The organism is Caulobacter sp. CCNWLW153, assembly GCF_036889365.1.
GTDB lineage: Bacteria > Pseudomonadota > Alphaproteobacteria > Caulobacterales > Caulobacteraceae > Caulobacter > Caulobacter radicis.
The window spans coordinates 129694-154150 of sequence record NZ_JBAKFV010000015.1 but is presented as its reverse complement, the minus strand read 5'-3'; the positions used below and the strand labels follow the sequence as shown (position 1 = coordinate 154150).

The window sequence follows — 24457 nt, the reverse complement described above, 5'->3', positions numbered from 1 at the left end:
CCCCCCCCCCCCCCCCCCCCCCCCCCCCCCCCCCCCCCCCCCCCCCCCCCCCCCCCCCCCCCCCCCCCCCCCCCCCGTTTTCAGCTTTCGAGGCGCTGGCCGTCTCGGCGGTCACTCCCCCCTCCGTCGGCTGCGCCGACACCTCCCCCACGGGGGGAGGATCCATCAGAGCCACACCCCCCTCCGGCCCTCCGGGCCACCTCCCCCAGAGGGGGAGGATCTTCAGGAAGGAACGCCCATGCCGCTCTACGCCATCGTCTGCAAGGACAAGCCCGGCGCCCTCGAAACCCGCCTGGCCGTGCGCCCCAAGCACCTGGAGTACCTGGCCCAGTCGGCCAACCTGAAGCTGGCCGGCGCCCTGCTGGACGACGCCGGCAACCCGATCGGCTCGATCCTGGTGGTCGAGGCCGACGACAAGTCGGTCGCCCAGGCCCAGGCCGACAACGACCCCTACACCGCCGCCGGCGTCTTCGAGAGCGTCGAGATCAATCCCTGGCGCCTGGCCGTCGGTTCGGTCTGACGCTCCTGATGGACGACAATCCCGCCCGCCCCGCGCCCGGCCAGGCGATCTGCGCCCTGGCCGACATCCCCGAGCCGGGCGCGGCGGGTTTCCGTTACCGTGAAGGGCAGGCGATGTTCGCAGGCTTCGTCGTCCGCAAGGACGGCGGGGTGTTCGGCTATGTCGACAGCTGCCCCCACGCCGGCTGGCCGCTGGCCGGGATCAACGGCCGCTTTCTCACCCGCGAGAACGACCTGATCCTGTGCGCCGGCCACGCGGCCCTGTTTCGCATCGCCGACGGCGCCTGCGTGGCGGGGCCGTGCGGCGGCAAGTTCCTGACCGTCTGGCCGATCCGGGTCGAGGACGGTCAGGTCCTGGCGGCCTGACCCTTCCTTAACCGATGGTCGGCTAACCTCTCTCGACCTTGAGAGGAGCCAGGCATGGCCGACGGATCGACTCCCGCCCCCACTGGCGCCCCCACCGGCGCTTTCGACGCCGAACTGACCGACGCCGTCGACGCCCGCGGCGCCGGCGCCAAGCTGCGCTCGCTGGGCAAGATCAATCCGCGCCTGGCCCCGCAGCTGGCCCGGACCATGCTGGGCAAGGCCCGCGACAACGACAGCGCCGCGGCCTTCGCCGCCGACTGCGAGACCAAGGGCTTCGAGTTCACCTCGGCCTGGGCCGCCAACAACATCCCGTTCGTGGCCCCGCTGCTGCGCGACTTCATGGCCAGGCGCCCGGCGGGCGGGCCCAAGGTCCGCTACATGGAGATCGGCGCCTACGAGGGGCGCAACCTGGCCTTCATGGACTGGATGTTTCCCGAGCGCCTCGACGTGACGGTGATCGACCCGTGGTTCGACGAAGGCCTGAACCCGGAAGAGAAGTACCTGGCGGTCGAGCCGCGCTTCCACCGCAACATGGCCCGCACCACCTTCGGTCAGGTCGACACCCACAAGGGCTTTTCGACCTACGAGCTGCCCAAGATGCTGGAGTCCGGCCGCAAGTTCGACCTGATCTATGTCGACGGCAGCCATACCGCCCTGGCGGTGATGATCGACCTGTGCTGCTGCGCCAGCCTGCTGGAGGTGGGCGGCATGATGGTGCTCGACGACTACTGGCACGACATCAGCGAGATCGGCGGCCCGGGCGTGAAGCAGGCGGTGGATCATTTCCACGCCGCCTTCGGCCGCTATTTCGAGGTCGCGGCGGTCTATCGCCAGGTGGCCCTGGTCAAGACCGCCGAGATCCCGCGCTAGGCGCTGGGCGGCACTCAGTAGTTCTGGCCGTTTTCCTCCGAGCCTCCCCGCGAAGGCGGGGATCCAAGCTGCGTTTCGGGAGAAGGCGCGGCCGTGAGCGATCCGCGGGCTCTGCTTGGGTCCCCGCCTTCGCGGGGAAAAACGGGTTTAAGGATGACTGCTTCGTACCGGGGATCGGGCCAGCCCCGGGGTCGATCAACCGCGCGGGGCCTGATATGGGCTGCGCACGGAGTTTCTGACCACATGACCGATACGATTTCCGACGCCGTGGCCGTGGGCCGCCGGGTGCTGAGCATCGAGGCCCAGGCCCTCTCGCAGATGGCCGACGGCCTGGGCGAGGCCTTCACCCGCGCCGTCCAGGTGATGCACGACGCCAAGGGCCGCATCGTCTGCACCGGCATGGGCAAGTCGGGCCACGTGGCGCGCAAGATCGCCGCCACCCTGGCCTCGACCGGCAGCCAGGCGATGTTCGTCCACCCGGCCGAGGCCAGCCACGGCGACCTCGGCATGATCGGTCCCGACGACGTGGTGCTGGCCCTGTCGAAGTCGGGCGAGGCGCGCGAACTGGCCGACACCCTGGCCTACTGCAAGCGTTTTTCGATCCCGCTGATCGCCGTCACCGCCGTCGCCACCAGCCAGCTGGGCCAGGCCGGCGACGTGCTGCTGCTGCTGCCCGACGCGCCGGAGGCCACGGCGGAAGTCAACGCCCCGACCACCTCGACCACCCTGCAGATCGCGCTAGGCGATGCGTTGGCCGTGGCGCTGCTGGAGAGCCGGGGCTTCACCGCCAGCGACTTCCGTGTCTTCCACCCCGGCGGCAAGCTGGGCGCGATGCTGCGCACCGTGGCCGACCTGATGCATGGCGAGGGCGAGCTGCCGCTGATCGGGGAGGGCGCGCCGATGAGCGAGGCCCTGCTGGTCATGAGCCAGAAGCGCTTCGGCGCGGTCGGCGTGGTCGACGCGGCCGGCGCCCTGGTCGGCCTGATCACCGACGGCGACCTTCGCCGCCACATGGACGGCCTGATGACCCACGCCGCCGGCGAGGTGATGACCAAGGGTCCGCTGGTCATCGGCCCCCACGCCCTGGCCGCCGAGGCCCTGAAGGTGATGAACGAGCGCCGGATCACCGTGCTGTTCGTCGTCGAGTCCGGCAAGCCGGTGGGCGTGCTGCACGTCCACGACCTGCTGCGGGCGGGGGTTATCTAGGAAAGCCCTCTCTCTGCGAGAGAGGGAGGGGCCCACGCCGACGGCGTGGGAGGGTGAGAGGTTACACGCTCGCCGGATGGAGCGCGGACTTACCCAAACCCGCTTCCCTAGGCCTTGTGCCTAGGGCCCAGGCTTCAGCCGCCCAGATCGTTCAGGGCTGGGCGGCCACACCGGCGGCGTCCCGTCCGAAAACGCCCAGCCTGGCCCAACCATGGCTCCTCGCCACAGGGGCGAGGAAGGCGGAAGCTCTATAGGCGAAAACAATCGCCCTTCACCGGTCGACGGTGAAACCTCTCACCCTCCCACCGCTGCGCGGCGGGCCCCTCCCTCTCTCAAAAAGAGAGGGATTTGGCGCTACGGCCGCTCTTCCGCGCCAAACGCCGCCAGGTCCTTGATCAGCGAGACGACCGCCTGCTCGACCAGCTCGCCGCCCTTCTCGGGCGTGGCCAGGGCCGGGTCCGAGCCCATGCGGCCGTCGGCGTAGCGGGCGCGGAAGTCCAGGGCCTCGCGGATCGGGCCGGTGGGAGCGATCTTGGGCTCGTACTCGGCCGTCTTGATGCTGTCCGGATAACCCCACTGGGTCACGGCGATCTCGGACGGGGTGGCGTGGCTGCCGTGGCCGACCGGGAATTGGCGCATGGCCAGAGCGTTGACGCCGTCGAGGTCCCACCAGTTCTTCAGCTTCATGGCGAAGGGGCAGCGCTCCTTGCGGAAGCTGTATTCGGCGTAGATCTCCGAGAACGCCGCCTCGATGGTGGCGACGTTGCCGCCGTGGCCGTTGAGGAAATAGATCTTCTCGAACCCGTGGGCGCCCAGCGAGCGGGTCCAGTCGCCGATGGCGGCCATGAAGGTCGACGGGCGCAGGAAGATGGTGCCCGGGAAGGCCAGGTGGTGCTGGGCCATGCCGACATTGAAGGTCGGCGCCACCAGCACCTCGTCCGAGCGCTTGCTGGCCTCGTGGGCGATGATCTCCGGGCACAGCCAGTCGGTGCCCAGCAGGCCCGTGGGGCCGTGCTGCTCGTTGGAGCCGATCGGCACGATCACCGTCTTCGAACGCTGGAGGAAGGCTTCGATCTCTGGCCAGGTCGAGAGGGCGAGCAGCATGGCGGGGTACTCCGAAAGACGTCGGCGGCCGGCGTTGCGACCGGCTTTTCCAGCGCTTTACGCCCGAAGTCGGGCTTCGCCGACCCCCAATCTGCCCGAACGGCGTGCGGCCGGGCGACGGCGCACTCGACCTGCGCGTGCTTGCCCCGGGACGCCTACCGCGCGCAAGGTGCCTTCCTGGCGTCATCGACGGGCGCCGGGGAGGAGGCCGCTGATGGCTCAAGCCCACGCCCGGGACGTGCTGGCCGTGCTCGACGGCGCGGGGCCCGCCCTGTCGCCGGTGGCGGCCTCGTGGCGGCGCAGCCTCGTCCTGCACGGCCTGGACCCCGAAAACCGCAAGGCCCCCGACACCCTCACCGAACGCGAGCTTTCGCAGGTCCAGGAGCGCATGGGCGCCCTGCGCGCGGCGGCGTCCGACACGCTGGACGCCCTGTTCCAGGCGGTGGGGGCGCAGGGGTCCTGCGTGCTGCTGACCGACAGCGCCGGCGTCCCTGTCGACCGCCGGGGCGCGGCGGCCGACGATCCGGTGTTCCACCGCTGGGGCCTGTGGACCGGGGCTGTGTGGAGCGAGGCGCGCGAGGGCACCAACGGCATCGGCACCTGCATCGCCGAGCAGCGCACCCTGACCATCCATCGCGACCAGCACTTCCACACCCGCAACATCGGCCTTAGCTGCACCGTCGCGCCGCTGTTCGACCCGCAGGGGCGGCTGGCCGGCGCGCTGGACGTCTCGTCCTGCCGGCCGGGTCTGGACGGCATGACCGGGCTGATGGAGGCGGTGGTCAACGACGCGGCGCGTCGTATCGAGTCCAAGGCCTTCCGCGAGGCCTTCCCCGGCGCGCGCATCGTGCTGCTGGCCGACGGCCGCGCCGACCGCGCCTCGACCCCGATGCTGGCCGTCGACGCCGACGACGTGGTCATCGGCGCCACCCGCGCCGCCCGCCAGGCCCTGGACCTGACCGACGACAAGCTGCGGCGGGGGATGCCCTCGCCCGACCGCGGCGCCGACCTGGAAGACGCCGAACGCGCCGCCGTGCGCCGGGCGCTGGGCGCGGCCGGGGGCAACGTGTCCGCGGCGGCCAGCGCGCTGGGGGTGAGCCGGGCGACGCTGCATCGGAAGATCAACCGCCTGGGGCTGGGGCGCTCCTGAAACCCTCTCTCTTTGAGAGAGGGAGGGGCCCGCCGCGAAGCGGTGGGAGGGTGAGTGGTTACACCCTTTCCGGAAAGACCACGGCCCCGCGCTTCAACCTGACACGCTGAAACCCCTCACCCTCCCAGGCTTCGCCTGGGCCCCTCCCTCTCCCTCTGGGAGAGGGTCCCTAAGAGGCCGCCCCATCTGTCGCAAACCTGAGACACCCCGCGCCCGTCTCCGCCGCGCCCCCGCGCCACATCAAGAATCCGGGCGCAACCTCCTCCCCATGACGCCGAACACGGCGCGACGGAGGAAGCCATGACCAAGCCCGCGTTCATCGACTCGCTATCCCGCCCGCCGTTCAAGGCGCGCTACGACAACTTCATCGGCGGCCAGTGGGTCGCCCCGGCCGACGGCCGCTATTTCGACAACGCCTCGCCGATCACCGGCCGCAAGGTCTGCGAGATCGCCCGCTCGCAGGCGGTCGACGTCGAGCGCGCCCTGGACGCCGCCCACGCCGCCAAGGACGCCTGGGGCAGGACGAGCGTCGCCGAGCGTTCGCGGATCCTGCTGAAGATCGCCGACCGCATGGAGGAGAACCTCGCCGTCCTGGCCAACGCCGAGACCTGGGACAACGGCAAGCCGATCCGCGAGACCACGGCCGCAGACCTGCCGCTGGCCATCGACCACTTCCGCTACTTCGCCGGCTGCCTGCGCAGCCAGGAAGGCTCGATCTCCGAGATCGACCACGACACCATCGCCTACCACTTCCACGAGCCGCTGGGCGTGGTCGGCCAGATCATCCCGTGGAACTTCCCGCTGCTGATGGCCTGCTGGAAGCTGGCCCCGGCCATCGCGGCCGGCAACTGCGTGGTGCTGAAACCCGCCGAGCAGACCCCGGCCTCGATCATGGTGCTGTTCGAGCTGATCGGCGACCTGCTGCCGCCCGGCGTGGTCAATGTCGTCAACGGCTTTGGCCTGGAGGCCGGCAAGCCGCTGGCGTCGAGCCCGCGCATCGCCAAGATCGCCTTCACCGGCGAGACGTCCACCGGGCGCCTCATCATGCAGTACGCCAGCCAGAACCTGATCCCGGTGACGCTGGAGCTGGGCGGCAAGTCGCCCAACATCTTCTTCGCCGACGTGGCGGCGCAGGACGACGACTTCCTCGACAAGGCGCTCGAGGGCTTTGCGATGTTCGCCCTGAACCAGGGCGAGGTCTGCACCTGCCCCAGCCGCGCCCTGGTGCAGAAGTCGATCTACGACCGGTTCATGGAGAAGGCCCTCAAGCGCGTGCAGGCGGTGGTGCAGGGCAATCCGCTGGACCCCTCGACCATGATCGGCGCCCAGGCCTCCGAGGAGCAGCTGAACAAGATCCTCGGCTACATGGACGTGGGCCGCAACGAAGGCGCCCGGCTGCTGACCGGCGGCTCGCGCACCGTGCTGCCGGGCCAGCTGGCCGACGGCTTCTATGTCGAGCCGACGGTGTTCGAGGGCCACAACAAGATGCGGATCTTCCAGGAGGAAATCTTCGGCCCCGTCCTGGCCGTGACCACCTTCGAGACGGAAGAGGAGGCGCTGGAGATCGCCAACGACACCGCTTTTGGCCTCGGCGCCGGGGTGTGGACCCGCGATGGCTCGCGCGCCTACCGCTTCGGGCGCGGCATCCAGGCCGGCCGGGTGTGGACCAATTGCTACCACGCCTATCCCGCCCACGCCGCCTTCGGCGGCTACAAGCAGTCGGGCGTGGGCCGCGAGACCCACAAGATGATGCTCGACCACTACCAGCAGACCAAGAACCTGCTGGTCAGCTACAGCGCCAAGGCGCTGGGTTTCTTCTAGGCGGGCGCTACCTAGCTCCCGTCATTCCCGCCCTCGTGGCGGGAACCCCTCTATCCGCCGCAGGTGCAGAAGGGGCGGCGCGCCGAGCGCGCCGCTTGCTCCCCCCGTGCGGGCTGAACCAGGGTTTCCCGCCACGAGGGCGGGAATGACGGGCTGATAGGGTGGGCTCTAGCGGCCTCAAAACCGACAAATCGAACAAGACCAGAATTCTGCCGCACGAAACAGAATTGGTCTTCTTGCGCGGGAGGCGGCGCTTCGCATACTCCCGCTCGCAAGACGACGACTGACGCAGCGGCAACATCGCTGGCGACGACAAGATCGACTGAAGAGACGTTAGGGAGACGCGTGGTGAGCGACGGACAGCTGTTTCCGGTTCCGGAAGACTGGGCGGGCAAGGCCCATATCGACGCCGCCGCCTATGAGGCCGCCGTGGCCCGGGTCGAGAGCGATCCCGAAGGCTACTGGCGCGATCTCGCCGCCCGTCTCGACTGGATCAAGGCGCCGACCAGGATCAAGGACGTCTCCTACGCCAAGGACGACTTCCGCATCCGCTGGTACGAGGACGGGGTGCTGAACGTCAGCGCCAACTGCATCGACCGCCATCTGCCGCATCGCAAGGACGACGTCGCCCTGATCTTCGAGGGCGACGAGCCGGGCGTCTCCGACAAGATCACCTACGGCCAGCTGCACGACCAGGTCTGCCGCATGGCCAATGTGCTGAAAGACCTGGGCGCCAGGAAGGGCGACCGGATCACCATCTACCTGCCGATGGTTCCGGTGGCGGCCGTCGCCATGCTGGCCTGCGCCCGCATCGGCGCCATCCACTCCGTCGTGTTCGGCGGCTTCTCGCCCGACAGCATCGCCGGCCGCATCCAGGACTGCGACTCGCGCCTGGTGATCACCGCAGACCAGGGCTGTCGCGGCGGCAAGAAGGTGCCGCTGAAGGCCAATATCGACGAGGCCTTGCTGCAATGCCCGCAGGTCGAGAAGGTGCTGATGGTCCGCTGGACCGGCGCCGACGTGCCGGTGGTCGAAGGCCGCGACGTGATCTGGAACGACGTCAGGGAGGCCGCCTCGCCTGTTTGCGAACCCGAGCCGATGAACGCCGAGGACCCGCTGTTCATCCTCTACACCTCGGGCTCGACGGGTAAGCCCAAGGGCGTGCTGCACACCACCGGCGGCTACCTGGCCTGGGCCAGCTGGACCTTCGAGTCGGTCTTCGACTATCGCCCCGGCGAGATCTTCTGGTGCACGGCCGACGTGGGCTGGGTCACCGGCCACTCCTACGTGGTCTACGGCCCGCTGGCCAACGGCGGGACCAGCCTGATCTTCGAGGGCGTGCCCAACTATCCGACCCCGTCGCGCTTCTGGGAGGTGGTCGACAAGCACAAGGTAGAGATCTTCTACACCGCGCCCACGGCCCTGCGCGCCCTGATGCGCGAGGGCGACGAGCACGTTCTCAAGAACGACCTGTCGTCGCTGCGCCTGCTGGGCAGCGTCGGCGAACCGATCAATCCGGAAGCCTGGCTCTGGTATCACCGCGTGGTCGGCAAGGACCGCCTGCCGATCGTCGACACCTGGTGGCAGACCGAGACGGGCGGGATCCTCGTTTCGCCCCTGCCGGGCGCCACGGCCCTGAAGCCGGGCTCGGCCACCAAGCCGCTGCCGGGCGTGAAGCTGCAACTGGTCGACGCCGAGGGCGCGGTTCTGGAGGGGGCGACCGAGGGCAATCTCGTCATCACCGACAGCTGGCCGGGCCAGATGCGCACGGTCTATGGCGATCACCAGCGCTTCTTCGAGACCTATTTCTCGACCTATCCCGGCAAGTACTTCACCGGCGACGGCTGCAAGCGCGACGCCGACGGCTACTACTGGATCACCGGCCGGGTCGACGACGTCATCAACGTCTCGGGCCACCGCCTGGGCACCGCCGAGATCGAGAGCGCCCTGGTCGCCCATGAGGCCGTCGCCGAGGCCGCGGTGGTCGGCTATCCGCACGACATCAAGGGCCAGGGCGTCTACGCCTACGTCACCCTGAAGGCCGACGCGACGCCAACGGAGGAACTGCGCAAGCAGCTGGTCCTCTGGGTCCGCCACGAGATCGGCCCCTTCGCCGCGCCCGACGTCCTGCAATGGGCCCCCGGCCTGCCCAAGACCCGCTCGGGCAAGATCATGCGCCGCATCCTGCGCAAGATCGCCGAGAACGCCGTGGATTCGCTGGGCGACACCTCGACCCTCGCCGACCCCTCGGTGGTGGATGACCTGGTCAGGAACCGGGCGGGCGCGAAGGCGGCGTAATCCCCAAGCCCGTCATCCCGGGCGAAGGACCGCGTAGCGGGCCGTAGACCCGGGACCCAGGGGCCGGCGCAGTGCGGCTGTCTCTGCGAAGGGGCAGTCTGAATGCCGCGCCCAGTCCCCTGGGTCCCGGCTCTGCGCTGCGCTCTGGCCGGGATGACGAGGGAGGGGGTGTGGAACTTGTCCACAGCCGGTCGCTGGTCTATATTCAAAACGCCGCCAAAGTGGCGGCGTTTGGTTGGGATCGCATGGCCCCGGTCTTGAAAATCCAGGAACTGCTCGGCGGCGAGGCGGTTACCGGCCCGCTCATGACGGAGTTCGACGTCGTCCGGCTGGTCCGTAAGGGCCTGTCGGTGGCGGCGGTCGACGGCTTCCTGGCGGCCACGCACCAACCGTTCTCGGCGATCGAGCCCTATGTGATGCCCCGGCGCACCTTCAACCGTCGCCGCGAGGCCGACCAGCCGCTGGATCCGGCCGAGTCCGACCGCATGGTGCGGATCGCCCGCATGGTGGCGGCCGCCGAGGACGTGCTGGGCGACCAGGAGCGGGCCTGGCGCTGGCTGGAGCGGCCCAATCGCACGCTGGAAGGCCAGACGCCGATCTCGATGGCCGACACCGACCTGGGCGCCCAGGGCGTCGAGCGGCTGCTCGGCCAGATCGCGCACGGCCTGGCGGCTTGATCGTCCACCGCATAGCCAAGGCCGCCCATGTCGGCCTGGATGGGGAGGGGGCTCGGCTCTACGGCGGTCGCTGGAACTCGCCCGGACGGCCGATGCTCTACGCCGCCGCCAGCCCGAGCCTCGCTGTGTTGGAGGTGCTGGTGCATCTGGACCTGCCGCCCGACCTGCTGCCGCTGGACTATCGCCTGCTTTGGATCCACGTGCCGGACGATGCGCCGAGCTTGGCGCTCGAAGCCGTCCCGCGAGACAGCGTGGCGATCGGCGACGCCTTCCTGATCGCGGGCGAGGCCCTGTGCCTGCGCGTGCCCAGCCAGGTCGTGCCGCAGGAGATCAACACCCTCATCAATCCACGCCATCCGGCCTTCGCCGGTGTGCGGGTCGAACGCGAAGAGCCGTTTCGGTTCGATCCCCGCCTGTTCTGACGGCCCGCCGCCTGCTGTGACCCCCACGCCCTAGCCTCATCCCGCGCCAGGGTTTATACGCGCGGCCATGTTTGAAGGCCTCTCCCCCCTCGCCCGTGAAGCCCGCTCCTGGCCGTTCGAGCAGGCGCGCGCCACCATCGCCCGCGTCCTGCGCGTGCGCCTCCCCGACCGCGCCGACCAGGAGGCCGCCAAGGCCCTGATCGACGCCGGCAAGGCCGACGAGGCGGTGAAAGCCTATCCGGCCCTGTCCAAGGCCGTGATCTTCGAGACCGGCTATGGTCCGTCGGGCCTGCCGCACCTGGGCACCTTCGGCGAGGTGGCGCGCACGACCATGGTGCGCCAGGCCTTCCGCGCGCTGGTCGACGACCACATCCCCACGCGCCTGATCGCCTTCAGCGACGACATGGACGGCCTGCGCAAGGTGCCGGACAACATCGAGAACAAGCAGCCGCTGATCGAGGACCTGGGCAAGCCGCTGACCGTCGTCCGCGACCCCTTCGGCACCCACGACAGCTTCGGCGCCCACAACAACGCCCGCCTGCGCGCCTTCCTCGACGGCTTCGGCTTCGAGTACGAGTTCGTCTCGTCGACCGAATGCTACAAGGGCGGCCTGTTCGACGAGGCCCTGCTGACGGCGCTCGCCCGCTTCGACGCCATCCAGAAGGTCATGCTGCCGACCCTGGGCGAGGAGCGCCGGGCCACCTATTCGCCGTTCCTTCCCGTGAGCCCGACCACCGGCAAGGTGCTGCAGGTCCCGACCCTGGAGCGCAACGTCGAGAAGGGCACGATCGTCTTCGAGGACGAGGACGGCAGCAAGGTCGAGGTCCCGGTCACCGGCGGCCACGTGAAGATGCAGTGGAAGCCCGACTGGGCCATGCGCTGGACCGCCCTGGGCGTCGACTACGAGATGAGCGGCAAGGACCTGATCGACTCGGTCAAGGCCTCCAGCGCCATCTGCAAGGCCCTGGGCGGGGTTCCGCCGGAAGGCTTCAACTACGAGCTCTTCCTGGACGAGAACAACCAGAAGATCTCCAAGTCCAAGGGCAACGGCCTCTCCATGGAGGACTGGCTGCGCTACGGCGCGCCGGAGAGCCTGTCGTACTACATGTTCCAGAGCCCCAAGTCGGCCAAGAAGCTGTATTTCGACGTCATCCCCAAGGCGACGGACGAGTACCTGCAGCAGCTGGACGCCTTCGGCCGCCAGGAGCCGGCCAAGCAGCTGGACAACCCGGTCTGGCACATCCACGCCGGCAAGCCGCCGGAGCAGGGCTCGCCGGTGTCGTTCAGCCTGATGCTGAACCTGGTGTCGGCCGCCGACGCCTCGACCAAGGAGATCCTCTGGGGCTTCCTGTCGCGCTACATCCCGGGCGCGTCGGCCGAGACCCAGCCGCTGCTCGACCGCCTGGCCGGCTACGCGATCAACTACTACGAGGACTTCGTGAAGCCCACGAAGACCTTCCGCGCCCCCACCGACGTGGAGCGCGCCGCGATCCTCGACCTGCTGGCCAAGCTGAAGGCCATGCCGGCCGGAACCCAGGACGCCGAGCTGATCCAGAACGAGGTGTTCGAGGTCGGCAAGGCCCACGGCTTCGACCCGCTGCGCGCCTGGTTCCAGGCCCTCTACGAAGTGCTGCTGGGCCAGAGCCAGGGCCCGCGCTTCGGCTCCTTCGCGGCGATCTTTGGCATCGACCGCACGATCGCCCTCATCGAGGAGAAGCTGGGCTGAGATAAACCCTCTCCCTGTGGGAGAGGTGTCCGCGGAGCGGACGGAGAGGGGTGTATCTCGGCAGCTGGTTGACGTCAGCGAAAGCTGAAAACGGCCCCCCTCCGGCCCTCCGGGCCACCTCCCCCAGAGGGGGAGGATCTAAGCGGCCTGCGACACCGTGCCTCGTTTCATGAACGGAATCTGAATTTCGAATTAAGGGTTTGTGCGAACTTCGGAGTCTAGCCTGGGAACCATCAGAACCAGGAATAGTCCGATGGCTTCCTTCACCCTTCGCCCGCACGACCGTTCGGAATTCGACTCCCTGATCGGCGGCATCGCTTCGCAGTTCCCCGGCGCCCGCATCGAGGCCGCCCACAACGACACCTGGGCCTCCTACCGGGTCGACGTGTCGTGCGAGGATCCCCGCGCCGCCGCCCTGCGCGACTGGCTCAACGGCCACCACGCCGACTGCCCGCGCACCTGAGGCGAGCGTTCCCCGATAAGTGCGAAGCGGTTATCGGATGAAGAAGTGCTCGAAAGAAAGGCCGGGTCAGGCCGTTACTGGCTGACCCACTGCACGCAGGCGACCCAGGCCACCGCCATGCGGTCGAGCGTCCGGTCGTCGCCGTCGCGCAGCACCGAGGTCAGCTCGATCGTCCGGGCCGTCAGCCGGCCCAGTTCCCTGATCAGCACCTCGCCGTTCGTGGTCATCACCACCACCCGGTCGCCGCGCCGGGGCTCGGCCGTGGCCGAGACCAGAAGCCGGTCGCCGTCGCGATAGACCGGCGCCAGGGCGTCGCCCTCGACCTCCAGGGCGTAGAGCCCGTCCTCCCGCGGCCCCGGAAGCTCCATCTCCTCCCAGCCCGCCCCGCGCGGCGCGCCGGCCTCGTCGAACAGGCCCGGCGCGGCGCGGGCCTGGCCGATCAGCGGAATGCCCGCCCGCTTGCCCTGGGCGCTTTCGGTCAGGGCCGCGAACTCCGAAAAGCCCACGCCCGTGGCTTCCAGCACCTTGGCCAGGCTCTCGGTCGAGGGCCAGCGGGGGCGCGTGTCGACGTCGCCGCGCTTGGAACGGTTGAAGGCGGTGGGGTCCAGGCCGGCCAGCTTGGCCATGGCCGAGGGGCTCATGTCGAAGCGCTTGGCCAGGGCGTCGATCGCGGTCCACAGTTCGGCGTGCGAGAGCATCGGGTCCTCCACACGTCCAAGTGACGGGACCGCAAGGAAATTAAGCCCCCGCCATAGGAATGTAAACCTATGCCCCAAGGTCAAGGTTGACGTTTACGTAAGCGTTGACGTTCCGCAAGGTCCGGTCTAGCGTGAACGGCGATAACCAATGACCCGGCCGGGAAGGCCGGCCGCACCCTGGGAGGGTACCGATGGCAGCCGATCTTCGACGTCCCGAGCGCACGTTCTCGATCCGTCAGCTGTGCAACGAATTCAAAGCCACGCCCCGGGCGCTGCGCTTCTACGAGGACAAGGGCCTGCTGACGCCGGCGCGCGAAGGCCTCAACCGCGTCTATTCCCACAAGGACCGCGTCCGCCTGCAGCTGATCCTGCGCGGCAAGCGCGTGGGCCTGTCGCTGTCGGAAATCCGCGAACTGCTCGACCTCTATGACGAGAACGACGACGGCGCGGCCCAGATGGCCCGGTCGCTGAAGAAGTTCCGCGAGCGCGCTTCGGCCCTCGAGCAGCAGCGCGAGGACATCGACGGCGCCCTGATCGAGCTGCGCGAGGCCTGCGACCGCCTGGAGAAGCGCCTGGCCGAGATCCGTCCCGACCTGCTGCCGCGCTCGGCCGACTACGAGCAGCTGCTGCGCGCCCGCCTCGACGGCGCCGAAATGGCGCTCGGCAAGTAAGGCCAGAAACACTCAAGGCCGCGCCCGTTTCCGCCAAGACCGGCGGGGCGGGCGGGCCTTGGTTCCACCTCCCCGATCCGACCCATCAGGACTGCTTTAAATGACCTATCAGCCGCCCGTTCGCGATCACATGTTCCTGCTGCGCGACGTGCTCAACATCGAGCAGTACGGCGCCCTGCCGGCCTTCGCCGACGCCTCGATCGACGTCGTCGAGCAGATCGTCGAGGGCGCGGCCCAGTTCACCGGCGAGGTCCTGGCCCCGCTGAACAGCATCGGCGACAAGACCGGCTGCAAGCTGGACCCGGTCACCAACACCGTCACCACCCCGCCGGGCTTCAAGGAGGCCTACAAGGCCCTGTGCGAAGGCGGCTGGACGGGCCTCGGCTCGGATCCGACCTATGGCGGCCAGGGCCTGCCGCACGTCGTGAACCTGTCGTTCTCGGAAATGTCGAGCAGCGCCAACATGGCCTTCTCGATGTATCCGGGCCTGGCCCACGGCGCCTATTCGGCCATCCACACCGGCGGCACCGACGCGCAGAAAGAGACCTACCTGCCCAAGATGATCACGGGCGAGTGGACCGGCACCATGAACCTGACCGAGCCGCACTGCGGCACGGACCTCGGTTTGCTGCGCACCAAGGCCGTCCCGCAGGCGGACGGCAGCTACAAGATCACCGGCCAGAAGATCTGGATCAGCGCCGGCGAGCACGACATGTCGGACAACATCGTCCACCTGGTGCTGGCCCGCATCGAGGGCGCCCCGGCCGGCGTGAAGGGCATCAGCCTGTTCATCGTGCCGAAGTTCTTCCCGAACGCCGACGGCAGCGTCGGCGCGCGCAACGAGGGCGCCAAGTGCGTGGGCCTCGAAGAGAAGATGGGCATCCACGGCAACGCCACCTGCGTCATGCAGTACGACGACGCCGAGGGCTACCTGATCGGTGAAGAGAACAGCGGCCTGAAGCTGATGTTCGTGATGATGAACGAGGCCCGCCTGGGCGTCGGCCTGCAAGGCGTGGCCCAGGCCGAAGCGGCCAACCAGGCCGCTGTCGCCTTCGCCAAGGACCGCCTGCAGGGCCGCTCGCTGACGGGCCCGAAGAACGCCGACGGCCCGGCCGATCCGATCATCGTCCACCCCGACGTGCGTCGCCTGCTGCTGGAGAACAAGGCCATCATCGAAGGCGGCCGCGCCTTCCTGTTCTGGACCGCCCTGCACGGCGACCTGGCCCACGCCCACCCGGATGAAGCGGTGCGCACCAAGGCCGAGGACTACATGGGCCTGCTGACGCCGGTGCTGAAGGGCTACCTGACCGACCGCGGCTTCCAGGTCTGCTCGAACGCGGTGCAGGTGCACGGCGGCTCGGGCTTTACCGAGCACTTCCCGGTCAGCCAGTACCTGCGCGACTGCCGCATCGCCCTGATCTATGAAGGCACCAACGGCGTGCAGGCCCTCGACCTGGTCGGCCGCAAGCTGGCGGCCAAGGGCGGCCGCGGCGTGATGACCTTCTTCCAGGAAATCGACCAGTTCGTCGGCGAGAACGACGGCGACGCCGAGCTGAAGCCGTTCATCGACGCCCTGGCGGCGACCAAGGCCCAGCTGCAGGACGGCACCATGTGGCTGATGCAGAACGGCCTGCAGAACCCCGACAACGCGGGCGCGGCCTCGACCGACTACATGCACCTCTTCGGCCTGACCGGCCTAGCCTACATGTGGGCCCTGATGGTCAAGTCGGCCAACGCCAAGATCGCCGAAGGCTCCACCGACCCGTTCTTCACGACCAAGGTGGCGACCGCGCGATATTTCATCGAGCGGGTCTTGCCTGACGCAGGGGCGCATCTGGCCAAACTGAAGACCGGCTCGGCGACCCTGATGGCGCTGCCCGCGGAGGCTTTCTGATCATGAGCGTGCTCGACGTCGCAAAACCCGCCTTCATGGCCGAAGAAGACATCGCGATCTTCGAGGACGCGGTGGGCAAGTTCTTCGACGAGCACGCGCCTGAAAACGTCGTGGCGACCTGGCGCAAGAACCACTGCGTCGATCGTTCGATGTGGAACAAGGCGGGGGAGGCCGGTCTGCTCGGCCTCTCCACGCCTGAGGAATACGGCGGCTCCGGCGGCGACTATCGCCACGAGGTCGTGCTGATGGAACAGCTGGGCAAGAAGGGCGTCGACGGCTTCGGCGCCAGCCTGCACAACGCCATCGTCATGCCGTACATCTTCCACTACGGCACCGAGGAGCAGAAGCAGCGGTGGCTGCCGCGCCTGTCGACCGGCGAGCTGGTCGGCGCGATCGCCATGACCGAGCCGGGCGCCGGCTCCGACCTGCAAGGCGTCAAGACGTCGGCCAAGAAGGTCGGCAACCAGTACGTCGTCAACGGCTCCAAGACCTTCATCACCAACGGCCAGACGGCCAATCTGATCATCGTGGTGGCCAAGACCGATCCGGCCGGCGGCGCCCGCGGCACCAGCCTGGTGGTCGTCGAGACCGACGGGGCCGAAGGCTTCGAGCGCGGCCGCAACCTCGACAAGCTGGGCCACGAGGCCCAGGACACCTCGGAGCTGTTCTTCAACGACGTGAAGATCCCGACCGAGAACCTGCTCGGGACCGAGGAGGGCCAGGGCTTCTTCCAGCTGATGGCCCAGCTGCCGCAGGAGCGGCTGAACATCGCCGTGCAGGGCATGGCCACCATCGAGCGGGCGCTGGAGCTGACCATCGCCTACGTCAAGGAACGCCAGGCGTTCGGCAAGCCGATCATCGCCTTCCAGAACACCCAGTTCGTGCTGGCCGAGTGCAAGACCGAGGCGACCGTCGCCAAGGTGTTCGTCAACCACTGCATCGAGCGCCACCTGAAGGGCGACCTCGACGCCTCGACGGCCTCGATGGCCAAGTACTGGGTGACGGACCTGGAGAACAAGATCGTCGACCGCTGCCTGCAGCTGTTCGGCGGCTACGGCTTCATGAATGAGTACCCGATCGCCCGGATGTACAAGGACAGCCGCGTCCAGCGCATCTACGGCGGCACCAACGAGATCATGAAGCTGCTGATCGCGAGGACGCTCTGATGATGTTCGCCGACGCTCCGCCCCCGCCGCCCAACGATACGGCCCGCTCGGCCGTGGTCTGCGTCAAGGCCGAGGGGCGCCGCCCGCTTCAGTTCTCCGGCAAGCTGGAGGGCAAGCGCCCGCAGCCCGGCGCCTTCGACCTGCCGCTCAAGCCGGGCGTGGAGCAGTGCAACAACCTGCTGCGCTCCAAGATCGCCACCTGGACGCTGACCGTGAACACGCCGGGCTTCACGCCCTGTCGCCTGCCGGCGCCGGAGTTTGGCCAGCGCGTCGTCTATTCGGCCAAGGCTTCGGCGCGGGGCCTCTCCTGCGCGCCGATCCACAAGTCGCCGATCGGGACCTGGAAGAAGTAGCATGTCGACCCACGTCGCCATCGTCGACTGGAAGCTGGAGGCCGGGGCGGACTTTCCCAGGGGCCGCTACAGCCGCGCCCATACCCTGTCGTTCGACGGCGGGGTGACGGCGCTCGGCTCGGCTTCGCCGTCGGTGGTGCCGCTGCCCTGGTCGGATCCGGCGGGCGTCGATCCCGAGGAGATGTTCGTGGCGGCGCTGGCGTCCTGCCACATGCTGACCTTCCTCGATCTGGCCCGCCGCGCTGGCTTCTTCATCAGCGCCTATCGCGACAGGGCCGAAGGCGCGATGACCCGGAACGAGCATGGCGCTCACTGGGTTAGCCATGTCGCCCTTCGCCCCGACATCGTCTTCGAGGGCGACGCGCCCGACGAAGCCAAGCTGGCGGCCCTGCACGAGGCCGCCCACCACGCCTGTTTCATCGCCAACTCGGTCCGGACGGATGTCCGGGTCGAGCCGGCGGTCCAAGAATCCCGTTTGGGAACAACGATTTAAAAGATCGCAGGAAGGAGCCATTCAATGGCCGACGCTTACATCTTCGACGCCGTGCGCACCCCGCGCGGCAAGGGCAAGAAGGACGGCTCTCTGCACGAGATCACCGCCCTGTCGCTGGCCAGCCAGGTGCTGGAAGCCATCCGCGACCGCAACGGCCTGGACACCTCCAAGGTCGACGACGTCGTCCTGGGCTGCGTGGCCCCGGTGGGCGAGCAGGGTTCGGACATCGCCCGCACCGCGGTGCTGACGGCCGACTACGCCGAGAACGTCGCCGGCGTGCAGATCAACCGCTTCTGCGCCTCGGGCCTGGAAGCCGTGAACATGGCCGCGGCCAAGGTCATCTCGGGTGAAGCCGACCTGACCATCGGCGGCGGCGTCGAGAGCATGAGCCGCGTGCCGATGGGCAGCGACGGCGGCGCCTGGCCGACCGACCCGTCGTCGGCCTTCAAGACCTACTTCATGCCGCAGGGCGTGTCGGCCGACCTGATCGCCACCCTCTACGGCTTCTCGCGCGACGACGTCGACGCCTACGCCGTCGAGAGCCAGCGCCGCGCCGCCCAGTCGTGGGCCGAGGGCCGGTTCGCCAAGTCGGTGGTGCCGGTGAAGGACCAGCTGGGCCTCAACATCCTGAGCCACGACGAGACCGTCCGCGCCTCGACCACCATGCAGACCCTGGCCTCGCTGAACGCCTCGTTCACGGGCATGGGCGAGATGGCCTTCGACGCGGTCGCTACCCAGCGCTACCCGCAGGTCGAGCGCATGACCCACGTGCACCACGCGGGCAACAGCTCGGGCATCGTCGACGGCGCCGCCGGCGTGCTGATCGGCACCAAGGAGATGGGCGACGCGCTCGGCCTCAAGGCCCGCGCCCGCATCAAGGGCATGGCCTCGATCGGTTCGGAGCCGTCGATCATGCTGACGGGCCCCTCGCTGGTCACCGAGAAGCTGCTCAAGAAGCTCGGCATGGAAGTCGCCGACATCGACCTCTACGAGCTGAACGAAGCCTTCGCGGCCGTCGTCCTGCGCATGATGCAGGCGCTGGACATCCCGCACGACAAGATGAACGTCAACGGCGGCGCCATCGCCATGGGCCACCCGCTGGGCGCCACCGGCGCGATGATCCTGGGCACGATGGTCGACGAGCTGGAACGCTCCGACAAGGAAACCGCCCTGATCACCCTGTGCGTCGGCGCCGGCATGGGCACCGCCACGGTCATCGAACGCGTCTGATCCAAGCACAGATCGTCATCCCCGACGGCCGTAGGCCGATCCGGGACCCAGGGGCCGGCGCACTGCGGTTCACCTGGGTCCCGGCTCTCCGCTTCGCTACGGCCGGGATGACGACCCAAATTCTGAAGGACTAGTCCACATGGAAAACTTCAAGATCGAGGTCGACGGCGACGGCATCGCCCTGGTCACCTTCGACGTCCCCGGCCGTTCGATGAACACCCTGACCGCCTCGGTGATCAAGGAAGTCGGCGAGCTGGTCGAGCGCATCAAGACCGACGCGGCGATCAAGGGCGCGGTCATTACCTCGGGCAAGACCACCGGCTTCTGCGCCGGCGCTGACCTGGGTGAACTGGGCGGCGAAGGCGGCCTGGGCGGTGGCGACTTGCAAGCCGCTTTCGACGCTGGCTTCGCGCTGAACAAGGCCTTCCGCGCCCTGGAAACCGGCGGCAAGCCGATCGCCGCGGCGATCAACGGCCTGGCGCTCGGCGGCGGCCTGGAATTCGTCCTGGCTACCCACTACCGCGTGGTCGCCGACCTGCCGAAGCTGCAACTCGGTCTGCCGGAAGCCAAGGTCGGCCTGCTGCCGGGCGGCGGCGGCACCCAGCGCCTGACGCGCCTGATGGGCGTGATGGCCGCCGCGCCGTACCTCCTGGAAGGCAAGTCGATGAAGCCGGCCGAGGCCCTGGGCCTCAAGGTCGTGCATGAGGTCGTGCCGGCCGGTACGGAAGTCGAGGCCGCCAAGACCTGGATCAAGACCAAGGGCGACCCCGTCGCGCCGTGGGACAAGAAGGACTTCAAGATCCCCGGCGGCGGCCCCTACACCCCGACCGGCGCCCAGGTGTTCATCATGGGCAACGCCATGCTGCGCAAGAACACCTACGGCAACTACCCGGCCCAGCAGAACATCATGAAGGCCGTCTATGAAGGCCTCCAGGTTCCGTTCGACGCCGCGATCCGCATCGAGACCCGCTACTTCATCAAGACCCTGATGACGCCGCAGGCCAAGGGCATGATCCGCACCCTGTTCCTCAGCCTGCAAGAGCTGGGCAAGGGCGCGGGCCGTCCGGACGGCGTGCCGCACTACGACGTCAAGAAGGTCGCCGTGCTGGGCGCCGGCATGATGGGCGCGGGCATCGCCTACGTCCAAGCCATGGCCGGCATCGAGACCGTCCTGATCGACCAGTCGCAAGAGGCCGCCGACAAGGGCAAGGGCTACGCCGAGGGCCTGGTCAAGAAGGCCGTCTCGCGCGGCAAGCTGACCCAGGAGAAGGGCGAGGCCATCCTGGCGCTCATCCACCCGACCGCCGACTACGAGAACGTCAAGGGTTCGGACCTGGTCATCGAGGCCGTGTTCGAGAACCGCGACATCAAGGCCGACGTGACCAAGAAGGCCGAGGCCCAGCTGGCCGACACGGCCATCTTCGGCTCCAACACCTCGACCCTGCCGATCACGGGCCTGGCGGAAGCCTCGGTGCGTCCGGCCTCGTTCATCGGCATCCACTTCTTCTCGCCGGTCGACAAGATGGGCCTGGTCGAGATCATCATGGGCGAGAAGACCAGCCAGGAAGCCCTGGCCAAGTCGATCGACTACGTCCTGAAGATCAAGAAGACCCCGATCGTCGTCAACGACAGCCGCGGCTTCTACACCTCGCGCTGCTTCGGCACCTTCGTGCAGGAAGGCATGGAGCTGCTCAGCGACGGCATCGCGCCGGCGATCATCGACAATGTCGGTCGGGCCACCGGCATGCCGCGCGGTCCGCTGGAAATGCACGACGACGTCGCGCTGGACCTGTCGCACAAGATCGCCGTCCAGACGAAGAAGGACCTCGGCGACAAGTACGAGGAGCGTCCGTTCACCGCGATCATCGCCAAGATGGTCGAGGACCTGGGCCGCTACGGCCGCAAGAACGGCAAGGGCTTCTACGATTATCCGGAAAGCGGCCCCAAGACCCTGTGGCCGGGCCTGTCGGACCTCGTCGAAGTGACGGTGAAAGACGCCGACAAGGCGCTGATCGAACAGATCCGCACCCGCCTGCTGTACCGCCAGGCCGTCGAGGCCGCGCGTTGCTTCGAGGAAGGCGTGATCACCGATCCGCGCGAAGCCGACGTCGGCGCGATCCTGGGCTGGGGCTTCGCGCCCTGGACCGGCGGTCCGATCAGCCTGATCGACGGCGTGGGCGTGGCCAAGTTCGTCGAGACCCTCGACCAGCTGGCGGCGTCCTACGGCTCGCGCTTCACCCCGCCGGCCCTGCTGCGCGAGATGGCCGCCAAGGGCGAGACCTTCTACGGCCGCTTTGGCGTGAAGGAGAAGGCGGCCGCTTAAGGTTCGCTTTCGCCCTCCAGGCGAAATAAGGAGGCCCGGCGGCGACGCCGGGCCTTTTTCTTTGCGCCGCCGCATCAATGCCGCCATCGCCGCGCCCCATCGCCCCACTACCTCGACGTCGGTCGCGCGTTGGTCGCGGCAAGCAGGGATTTGGGATGGCCGGCAGGCGATCGACAGTTCGCCGGAAAAGGCCTTTCACCCTCGCCCTGATCGTGGCGAGCGGCCTGCACGTTCTGCTGGGCGTGGGGCTGCTGGCGGGGATCAAGGTGATGCCGCCGCTGGTCGAGCAGACCCTGATCGTCGACCTGGTGGACGTGGCCCCGCCGCCGGCGCCCCGGGTGGAGGCGCCCGCCGCGCCCGTCCCGACGCCTTCCGCGCCCAAGACCCCGCCGGCCCGCGCCGTCGCGCCGCCGCCGCCTCCGGCCCAGGTCGCGACCGCTCCCGCGCCGAGCCCGGCCCCGGCCGCGCCGCCCGCGCCCCGCGCCGCCACGGCCCCGCCCGGCTTCAAGTCGCGCGGAACGCCCACGCCTGGCGGGGATGACCTGCGCACCGCCGCCCGCGAAGGCGGGGGCTGCAACCACGCCGACCTCTACCGCCTGACCAAGGCCGAACGCGCCGCCTGCGACGACAAGCTGGGCGTCAAGTCGCGCGATGCGCCGATGTACGCGGTGATCGACCAGGCCAAGAAGGACTTCTTCGACGGCGCCTGCAAGAAGGACGACGAGTGGTGCCTCTACCGCACGGGGCAGGGGCCCTATCCGGGCCTGCTGGCCCTGATGAAGAAGAAAAAGGACGAGTGGTGAGGGGGGGGACGTTTTCAGCTTTCGAGGAGGCGGACGGCCATCAGCGACTTCCTCCTCCGTCGGCTTTGCCGACACCTCCCCCTTGAGGGCGAGGATCTTTGGGAACGAAAAAGGGCGGCCCTCGCGAGCCGCCCTTTCCGTGTTTCAACCAGACCCCGCGCCTAGAAGCGCTTGCTGACGCTCAGGTACAGGCGACGCTCGACTTCCAGGCCGGCGCTCTGGCGCTGGCGGCTGTCGCCGAGGTTCTGGCCGCTGAGGGCCACGGTGACGTCGCCCTCGAAGGTGCGGGCCACGCGGCCGCCGATCGCCGCATAGGCGTCGATGTCCACCAGGCGCGGATTGGCGCCGACGGCGTACAGGGCATAGGCCTGATGGTCGCCGACCAGGGTGACGAAGGCGTCGGCCGTCCACGGACCGCCGGTCCAGCCCAGGGCCACGTTGCCGCGGTTCTCCGGCGTGGTCGCGCCGAAGGCGGCCGAGCGCAGGACCGGCGAGAAGCCGGCCAGCGGCTCGTCGTCGACCTCGGTGTGGGTCCAGTCGGCGTTCCAGCGGAAGCCGGCGGCCAGTTCGCCCGAGGCGGCCAGCTCGAAGCCGGTCATCTTGCTCTCGCCGATGTTGCGATAGCTGAGCACCGGCAGGCTGACGGGCGTGGGGGCCACGTCGATCTGGGCCGAGGTCGGCTGGCCCTTCACGTCCTGCGTCTTCTGCACGAAGGCCTTGGCGCTGACCTGGGCCTTGAGGGCGGGCAGGGCGCGTTCGTAGGTCAGCTGGTAGTTGGTGACGATCGCCGGCTCCAGGGTCGGGTTGCCGGCCAGGCCCAGGGTGTAGGGGCCGACGCTGACGCGGGCCTGCAGGGCGCCCAGGTCAACGAGGGTCGGCACCTGCACGCCGCGGGCGGCGCTGGCCTTGAAGGTGTCGGCGTCGGTGGCGCGCCAGACGAGGCCGAGGTTCCACGACGGCTCCTCGATCTTGCGGTCCCAGTAGCCGTTGCCCAGCGGCGGCGAGCCGGCCGGGAAGGCGCCCTCGCGCGACAGGTCCAGGCTGTCGTAGCGGCCGGCGGCGGTGAAGGCGAGCTTGTCGGTGATCGCCCAGTTCCACATCGCCGAGGCCGACAGCACGTCGTAGCTGACCTCCGCGCCGCCGATCGGGGCGGTGTTGACCTCGTTGTGGCGGTATTCGCCGCCCAGACGGATGGTGTGCTTCGCGCCGATCTTGAACAGGTCCTGGGCCGAGACGACCGTGATCTTGTTCTCGAACCGCGCCTGCTGGCCGAGGATCACGTGCTTGGCGGTCAGGTCGTTCTGGTAGGCGGAGAGCTGCAGCTGGCCGACCTTGGTCTCGGCGGTCAGCGTGCCCTTCAGCGAGCCCGTCAGGTACTTGCTGGGCGAGTAGGCGTAGTTGGACAGCATGTCGCTGACCTGGACGTTCGAGTACGAGCCCTCGATGCGCAGCTCGGCCTTGTCGGTCAGCTGGGTGACGGTGTCGAGGTTGGCCGACACGCGCGAGGGTTCGTTCTGCTGGCTCTTGGCCACGCCGACGGTGTTGTCGAACTCGTCCGACTTGGCCGCGCCGGCCGAGAAGCGGGCGCTGAAGCGCTCGCCCAGCTTGAACGACTTGGCCAGGGAGACCTCGCCGTAGCGGGCCGAGCCGCCGCGCACGGTGATGTCGCCGGTCTGGTCGAACTTGGGGTTGGCGGTGATGATGTTGACCACGCCGCTGACGGCGTTGAAGCCGAAGAGGGCGCTGTTGGGGCCCTTCACGACCTCGATCTGGCGGATTTCCGTCAGCTGCACCGGCAGGGTGGCCCAGGCGGTGTAGCCGTAGTGGTCGAGATAGACCTGGCGGCCGTTGATCAGCACCAGCAGGCGCGGCGACATGGCCTGGTTGTAGCCGCGAACGCTGACGTCGGCGGCGCCGGCGCCCCAGGTCGTCACGTCCAGGCCCGCCACGCGCGACAGGATGGTCGGCAGGTCGACGGCGCCCGAGCGCTCGATGTCGGCGGCCGAGATGATGGTCATGTCCACCGGCGCTTCGGTCGAGCGCTGCGGCGCGCCCGTGGCGCTGGTGGTGACCGGTTCGTTGAACAGCTGCTCGAGCGAGCCGTAGTCGATCGACTGGGCGTGAGCGGCCGAGGCGGCGGCGACGAGGAGGCCCGCGGAAGCGCCGGCCAGGAGAGTCTTTTTCATCGGGATATCTCTTGTGCT

22 protein-coding genes and 2 pseudogenes are annotated in these 24457 nt (G+C 68.7%); 19 read left to right on the top strand and 5 right to left on the bottom strand.

Annotated elements, in window-relative coordinates:
- The first annotated feature begins 238 nt into the window (after positions 1–238).
- The 4 genes from V6S85_RS21550 to V6S85_RS21535 all read left to right on the top strand — a co-directional run bounded on the left by V6S85_RS21550 (position 239) and on the right by V6S85_RS21535 (position 2961).
- Positions 239–520, top strand: a complete 282-nt coding sequence (locus V6S85_RS21550; protein ID WP_116568999.1) for a YciI family protein — start codon at positions 239–241, stop codon at positions 518–520.
- A gap of 8 nt (positions 521–528) precedes the next feature.
- On the top strand, positions 529–885 hold the full coding sequence (locus V6S85_RS21545) for a Rieske (2Fe-2S) protein (RefSeq protein ID WP_116569000.1): 357 nt from the start codon (positions 529–531) through the stop codon (positions 883–885).
- 54 nt (positions 886–939) lie between these two features.
- Entirely contained in the window at positions 940–1755 is an 816-nt protein-coding gene (locus V6S85_RS21540; protein ID WP_116569001.1) for a class I SAM-dependent methyltransferase, read from the top strand.
- Positions 1756–1998: 243 nt separating this feature from the next.
- Positions 1999–2961, top strand: coding sequence for a KpsF/GutQ family sugar-phosphate isomerase (locus V6S85_RS21535; protein WP_334350181.1), 963 nt, complete (start codon positions 1999–2001; stop codon positions 2959–2961).
- 354 nt (positions 2962–3315) lie between these two features.
- On the opposite strand, the gene V6S85_RS21530 is transcribed toward V6S85_RS21535, so the two are convergent.
- On the bottom strand, positions 3316–4065 hold the full coding sequence (locus V6S85_RS21530) for a creatininase family protein (RefSeq protein ID WP_334350180.1): 750 nt from the start codon (positions 4063–4065) through the stop codon (positions 3316–3318).
- Positions 4066–4279: 214 nt separating this feature from the next.
- Here V6S85_RS21530 and V6S85_RS21525 point away from each other — a divergent pair, with 214 nt between their 5' ends.
- The gene (locus tag V6S85_RS21525; protein ID WP_334350179.1) at positions 4280–5215 is read left to right on the top strand and encodes a GAF domain-containing protein; all 936 of its coding nucleotides are present in this window, start codon (positions 4280–4282) and stop codon (positions 5213–5215) included.
- Between the two features lie 2 nt (positions 5216–5217).
- Here V6S85_RS21525 and V6S85_RS26675 read toward each other — a convergent pair.
- Positions 5218–5292: pseudogene (locus V6S85_RS26675) on the bottom strand (hypothetical protein); the annotation flags it as partial.
- Between the two features lie 223 nt (positions 5293–5515).
- Between V6S85_RS26675 and adh the strand changes: the two are divergent.
- From adh to V6S85_RS21495, 6 genes are all read left to right on the top strand, one after another.
- Positions 5516–7036 (top strand): aldehyde dehydrogenase, encoded by a 1521-nt coding sequence (adh, locus tag V6S85_RS21520; protein WP_334350178.1) that lies wholly within the window; start codon positions 5516–5518, stop codon positions 7034–7036.
- 345 nt (positions 7037–7381) lie between these two features.
- Positions 7382–9334 carry an acetate--CoA ligase gene (gene acs, locus V6S85_RS21515; protein ID WP_334350177.1) on the top strand — a complete coding sequence of 651 codons (1953 nt, stop codon included), beginning with the start codon at positions 7382–7384 and terminating at the stop codon, positions 9332–9334.
- 245 nt (positions 9335–9579) lie between these two features.
- The gene (gene parS / locus V6S85_RS21510; protein ID WP_116569007.1) at positions 9580–10011 is read left to right on the top strand and encodes a type II RES/Xre toxin-antitoxin system antitoxin; all 432 of its coding nucleotides are present in this window, start codon (positions 9580–9582) and stop codon (positions 10009–10011) included.
- Positions 10008–10433 carry an RES family NAD+ phosphorylase gene (locus V6S85_RS21505; RefSeq protein WP_116569008.1) on the top strand — a complete coding sequence of 142 codons (426 nt, stop codon included), beginning with the start codon at positions 10008–10010 and terminating at the stop codon, positions 10431–10433. The genes parS and V6S85_RS21505 overlap by 4 nt, the downstream gene beginning before the upstream one ends.
- A gap of 67 nt (positions 10434–10500) precedes the next feature.
- A complete protein-coding gene (locus tag V6S85_RS21500) occupies positions 10501–12159 on the top strand; it encodes a lysine--tRNA ligase (RefSeq protein WP_334350176.1) in 1659 nt (552 codons plus the stop codon).
- 253 nt (positions 12160–12412) lie between these two features.
- Entirely contained in the window at positions 12413–12622 is a 210-nt protein-coding gene (locus tag V6S85_RS21495; protein WP_058348051.1) for a hypothetical protein, read from the top strand.
- A gap of 74 nt (positions 12623–12696) precedes the next feature.
- Here V6S85_RS21495 and V6S85_RS21490 read toward each other — a convergent pair whose 3' ends face one another.
- A complete protein-coding gene (locus V6S85_RS21490) occupies positions 12697–13320 on the bottom strand; it encodes a S24 family peptidase (protein WP_334350175.1) in 624 nt (207 codons plus the stop codon).
- 191 nt (positions 13321–13511) lie between these two features.
- Between V6S85_RS21490 and V6S85_RS21485 the strand changes: the two genes are divergently transcribed.
- The 6 genes from V6S85_RS21485 (at position 13512) to V6S85_RS21460 (ending at position 19127) form a co-directional block, all read left to right on the top strand.
- On the top strand, positions 13512–13991 hold the full coding sequence (locus V6S85_RS21485; RefSeq protein ID WP_101718614.1) for a MerR family transcriptional regulator: 480 nt from the start codon (positions 13512–13514) through the stop codon (positions 13989–13991).
- 100 nt (positions 13992–14091) lie between these two features.
- The gene (locus V6S85_RS21480; RefSeq protein ID WP_334350174.1) at positions 14092–15885 is read left to right on the top strand and encodes an acyl-CoA dehydrogenase C-terminal domain-containing protein; all 1794 of its coding nucleotides are present in this window, start codon (positions 14092–14094) and stop codon (positions 15883–15885) included.
- 2 nt (positions 15886–15887) lie between these two features.
- Positions 15888–17051 carry an acyl-CoA dehydrogenase family protein gene (locus V6S85_RS21475; RefSeq protein ID WP_058348047.1) on the top strand — a complete coding sequence of 388 codons (1164 nt, stop codon included), beginning with the start codon at positions 15888–15890 and terminating at the stop codon, positions 17049–17051.
- A complete protein-coding gene (locus tag V6S85_RS21470; protein ID WP_431830652.1) occupies positions 17051–17404 on the top strand; it encodes a hypothetical protein in 354 nt (117 codons plus the stop codon). The genes V6S85_RS21475 and V6S85_RS21470 overlap by 1 nt, the downstream gene beginning before the upstream one ends.
- Before the next feature lies 1 nt (position 17405).
- Positions 17406–17897 carry an OsmC family protein gene (locus V6S85_RS21465; RefSeq protein WP_334350173.1) on the top strand — a complete coding sequence of 164 codons (492 nt, stop codon included), beginning with the start codon at positions 17406–17408 and terminating at the stop codon, positions 17895–17897.
- Positions 17898–17921: 24 nt separating this feature from the next.
- A complete protein-coding gene (locus tag V6S85_RS21460) occupies positions 17922–19127 on the top strand; it encodes an acetyl-CoA C-acetyltransferase (RefSeq protein ID WP_116569013.1) in 1206 nt (401 codons plus the stop codon).
- A 15-nt stretch (positions 19128–19142) separates the two neighbouring features.
- Here the strand turns inward: V6S85_RS21460 and V6S85_RS26670 are convergent.
- Positions 19143–19237: pseudogene (locus V6S85_RS26670) on the bottom strand (hypothetical protein); the annotation flags it as partial.
- A 29-nt stretch (positions 19238–19266) separates the two neighbouring features.
- On the opposite strand from V6S85_RS26670, the gene V6S85_RS21455 reads away from it, so the two are divergent.
- Complete coding sequence (locus V6S85_RS21455; RefSeq protein ID WP_334350172.1) at positions 19267–21450, top strand: 3-hydroxyacyl-CoA dehydrogenase NAD-binding domain-containing protein; 2184 nt, start codon at positions 19267–19269, stop codon at positions 21448–21450.
- 155 nt (positions 21451–21605) lie between these two features.
- The gene (locus tag V6S85_RS21450; RefSeq protein WP_334350171.1) at positions 21606–22253 is read left to right on the top strand and encodes a hypothetical protein; all 648 of its coding nucleotides are present in this window, start codon (positions 21606–21608) and stop codon (positions 22251–22253) included.
- Between the two features lie 161 nt (positions 22254–22414).
- Here the strand turns inward: V6S85_RS21450 and V6S85_RS21445 are convergent, their stop codons facing one another.
- Positions 22415–24439 carry a TonB-dependent receptor plug domain-containing protein gene (locus V6S85_RS21445; protein WP_334350170.1) on the bottom strand — a complete coding sequence of 675 codons (2025 nt, stop codon included), beginning with the start codon at positions 24437–24439 and terminating at the stop codon, positions 22415–22417.
- Between the last annotated feature and the right edge of the window lie 18 nt (positions 24440–24457).

Bases quoted from the DNA above. Each gene is read 5' to 3' on its own strand.
- V6S85_RS21550 (WP_116568999.1), top strand. From the start codon at position 239: ATGCCGCTCTACGCCATCGTCTGCAAGGACAAGCCCGGCGCCCTCGAA.
- V6S85_RS21545 (WP_116569000.1), top strand. From the start codon at position 529: ATGGACGACAATCCCGCCCGCCCCGCGCCCGGCCAGGCGATCTGCGCC.
- V6S85_RS21540 (WP_116569001.1), top strand. From the start codon at position 940: ATGGCCGACGGATCGACTCCCGCCCCCACTGGCGCCCCCACCGGCGCT.
- V6S85_RS21535 (WP_334350181.1), top strand. From the start codon at position 1,999: ATGACCGATACGATTTCCGACGCCGTGGCCGTGGGCCGCCGGGTGCTG.
- V6S85_RS21530 (WP_334350180.1), bottom strand. From the start codon at position 4,065: ATGCTGCTCGCCCTCTCGACCTGGCCAGAGATCGAAGCCTTCCTCCAG.
- V6S85_RS21525 (WP_334350179.1), top strand. From the start codon at position 4,280: ATGGCTCAAGCCCACGCCCGGGACGTGCTGGCCGTGCTCGACGGCGCG.
- adh (WP_334350178.1), top strand. From the start codon at position 5,516: ATGACCAAGCCCGCGTTCATCGACTCGCTATCCCGCCCGCCGTTCAAG.
- parS (WP_116569007.1), top strand. From the start codon at position 9,580: ATGGCCCCGGTCTTGAAAATCCAGGAACTGCTCGGCGGCGAGGCGGTT.
- V6S85_RS21500 (WP_334350176.1), top strand. From the start codon at position 10,501: ATGTTTGAAGGCCTCTCCCCCCTCGCCCGTGAAGCCCGCTCCTGGCCG.
- V6S85_RS21495 (WP_058348051.1), top strand. From the start codon at position 12,413: ATGGCTTCCTTCACCCTTCGCCCGCACGACCGTTCGGAATTCGACTCC.
- V6S85_RS21490 (WP_334350175.1), bottom strand. From the start codon at position 13,320: ATGCTCTCGCACGCCGAACTGTGGACCGCGATCGACGCCCTGGCCAAG.
- V6S85_RS21485 (WP_101718614.1), top strand. From the start codon at position 13,512: ATGGCAGCCGATCTTCGACGTCCCGAGCGCACGTTCTCGATCCGTCAG.
- V6S85_RS21480 (WP_334350174.1), top strand. From the start codon at position 14,092: ATGACCTATCAGCCGCCCGTTCGCGATCACATGTTCCTGCTGCGCGAC.
- V6S85_RS21475 (WP_058348047.1), top strand. From the start codon at position 15,888: ATGAGCGTGCTCGACGTCGCAAAACCCGCCTTCATGGCCGAAGAAGAC.
- V6S85_RS21470 (WP_431830652.1), top strand. From the start codon at position 17,051: ATGATGTTCGCCGACGCTCCGCCCCCGCCGCCCAACGATACGGCCCGC.
- V6S85_RS21465 (WP_334350173.1), top strand. From the start codon at position 17,406: ATGTCGACCCACGTCGCCATCGTCGACTGGAAGCTGGAGGCCGGGGCG.
- V6S85_RS21460 (WP_116569013.1), top strand. From the start codon at position 17,922: ATGGCCGACGCTTACATCTTCGACGCCGTGCGCACCCCGCGCGGCAAG.
- V6S85_RS21455 (WP_334350172.1), top strand. From the start codon at position 19,267: ATGGAAAACTTCAAGATCGAGGTCGACGGCGACGGCATCGCCCTGGTC.
- V6S85_RS21450 (WP_334350171.1), top strand. From the start codon at position 21,606: ATGGCCGGCAGGCGATCGACAGTTCGCCGGAAAAGGCCTTTCACCCTC.
- V6S85_RS21445 (WP_334350170.1), bottom strand. From the start codon at position 24,439: ATGAAAAAGACTCTCCTGGCCGGCGCTTCCGCGGGCCTCCTCGTCGCC.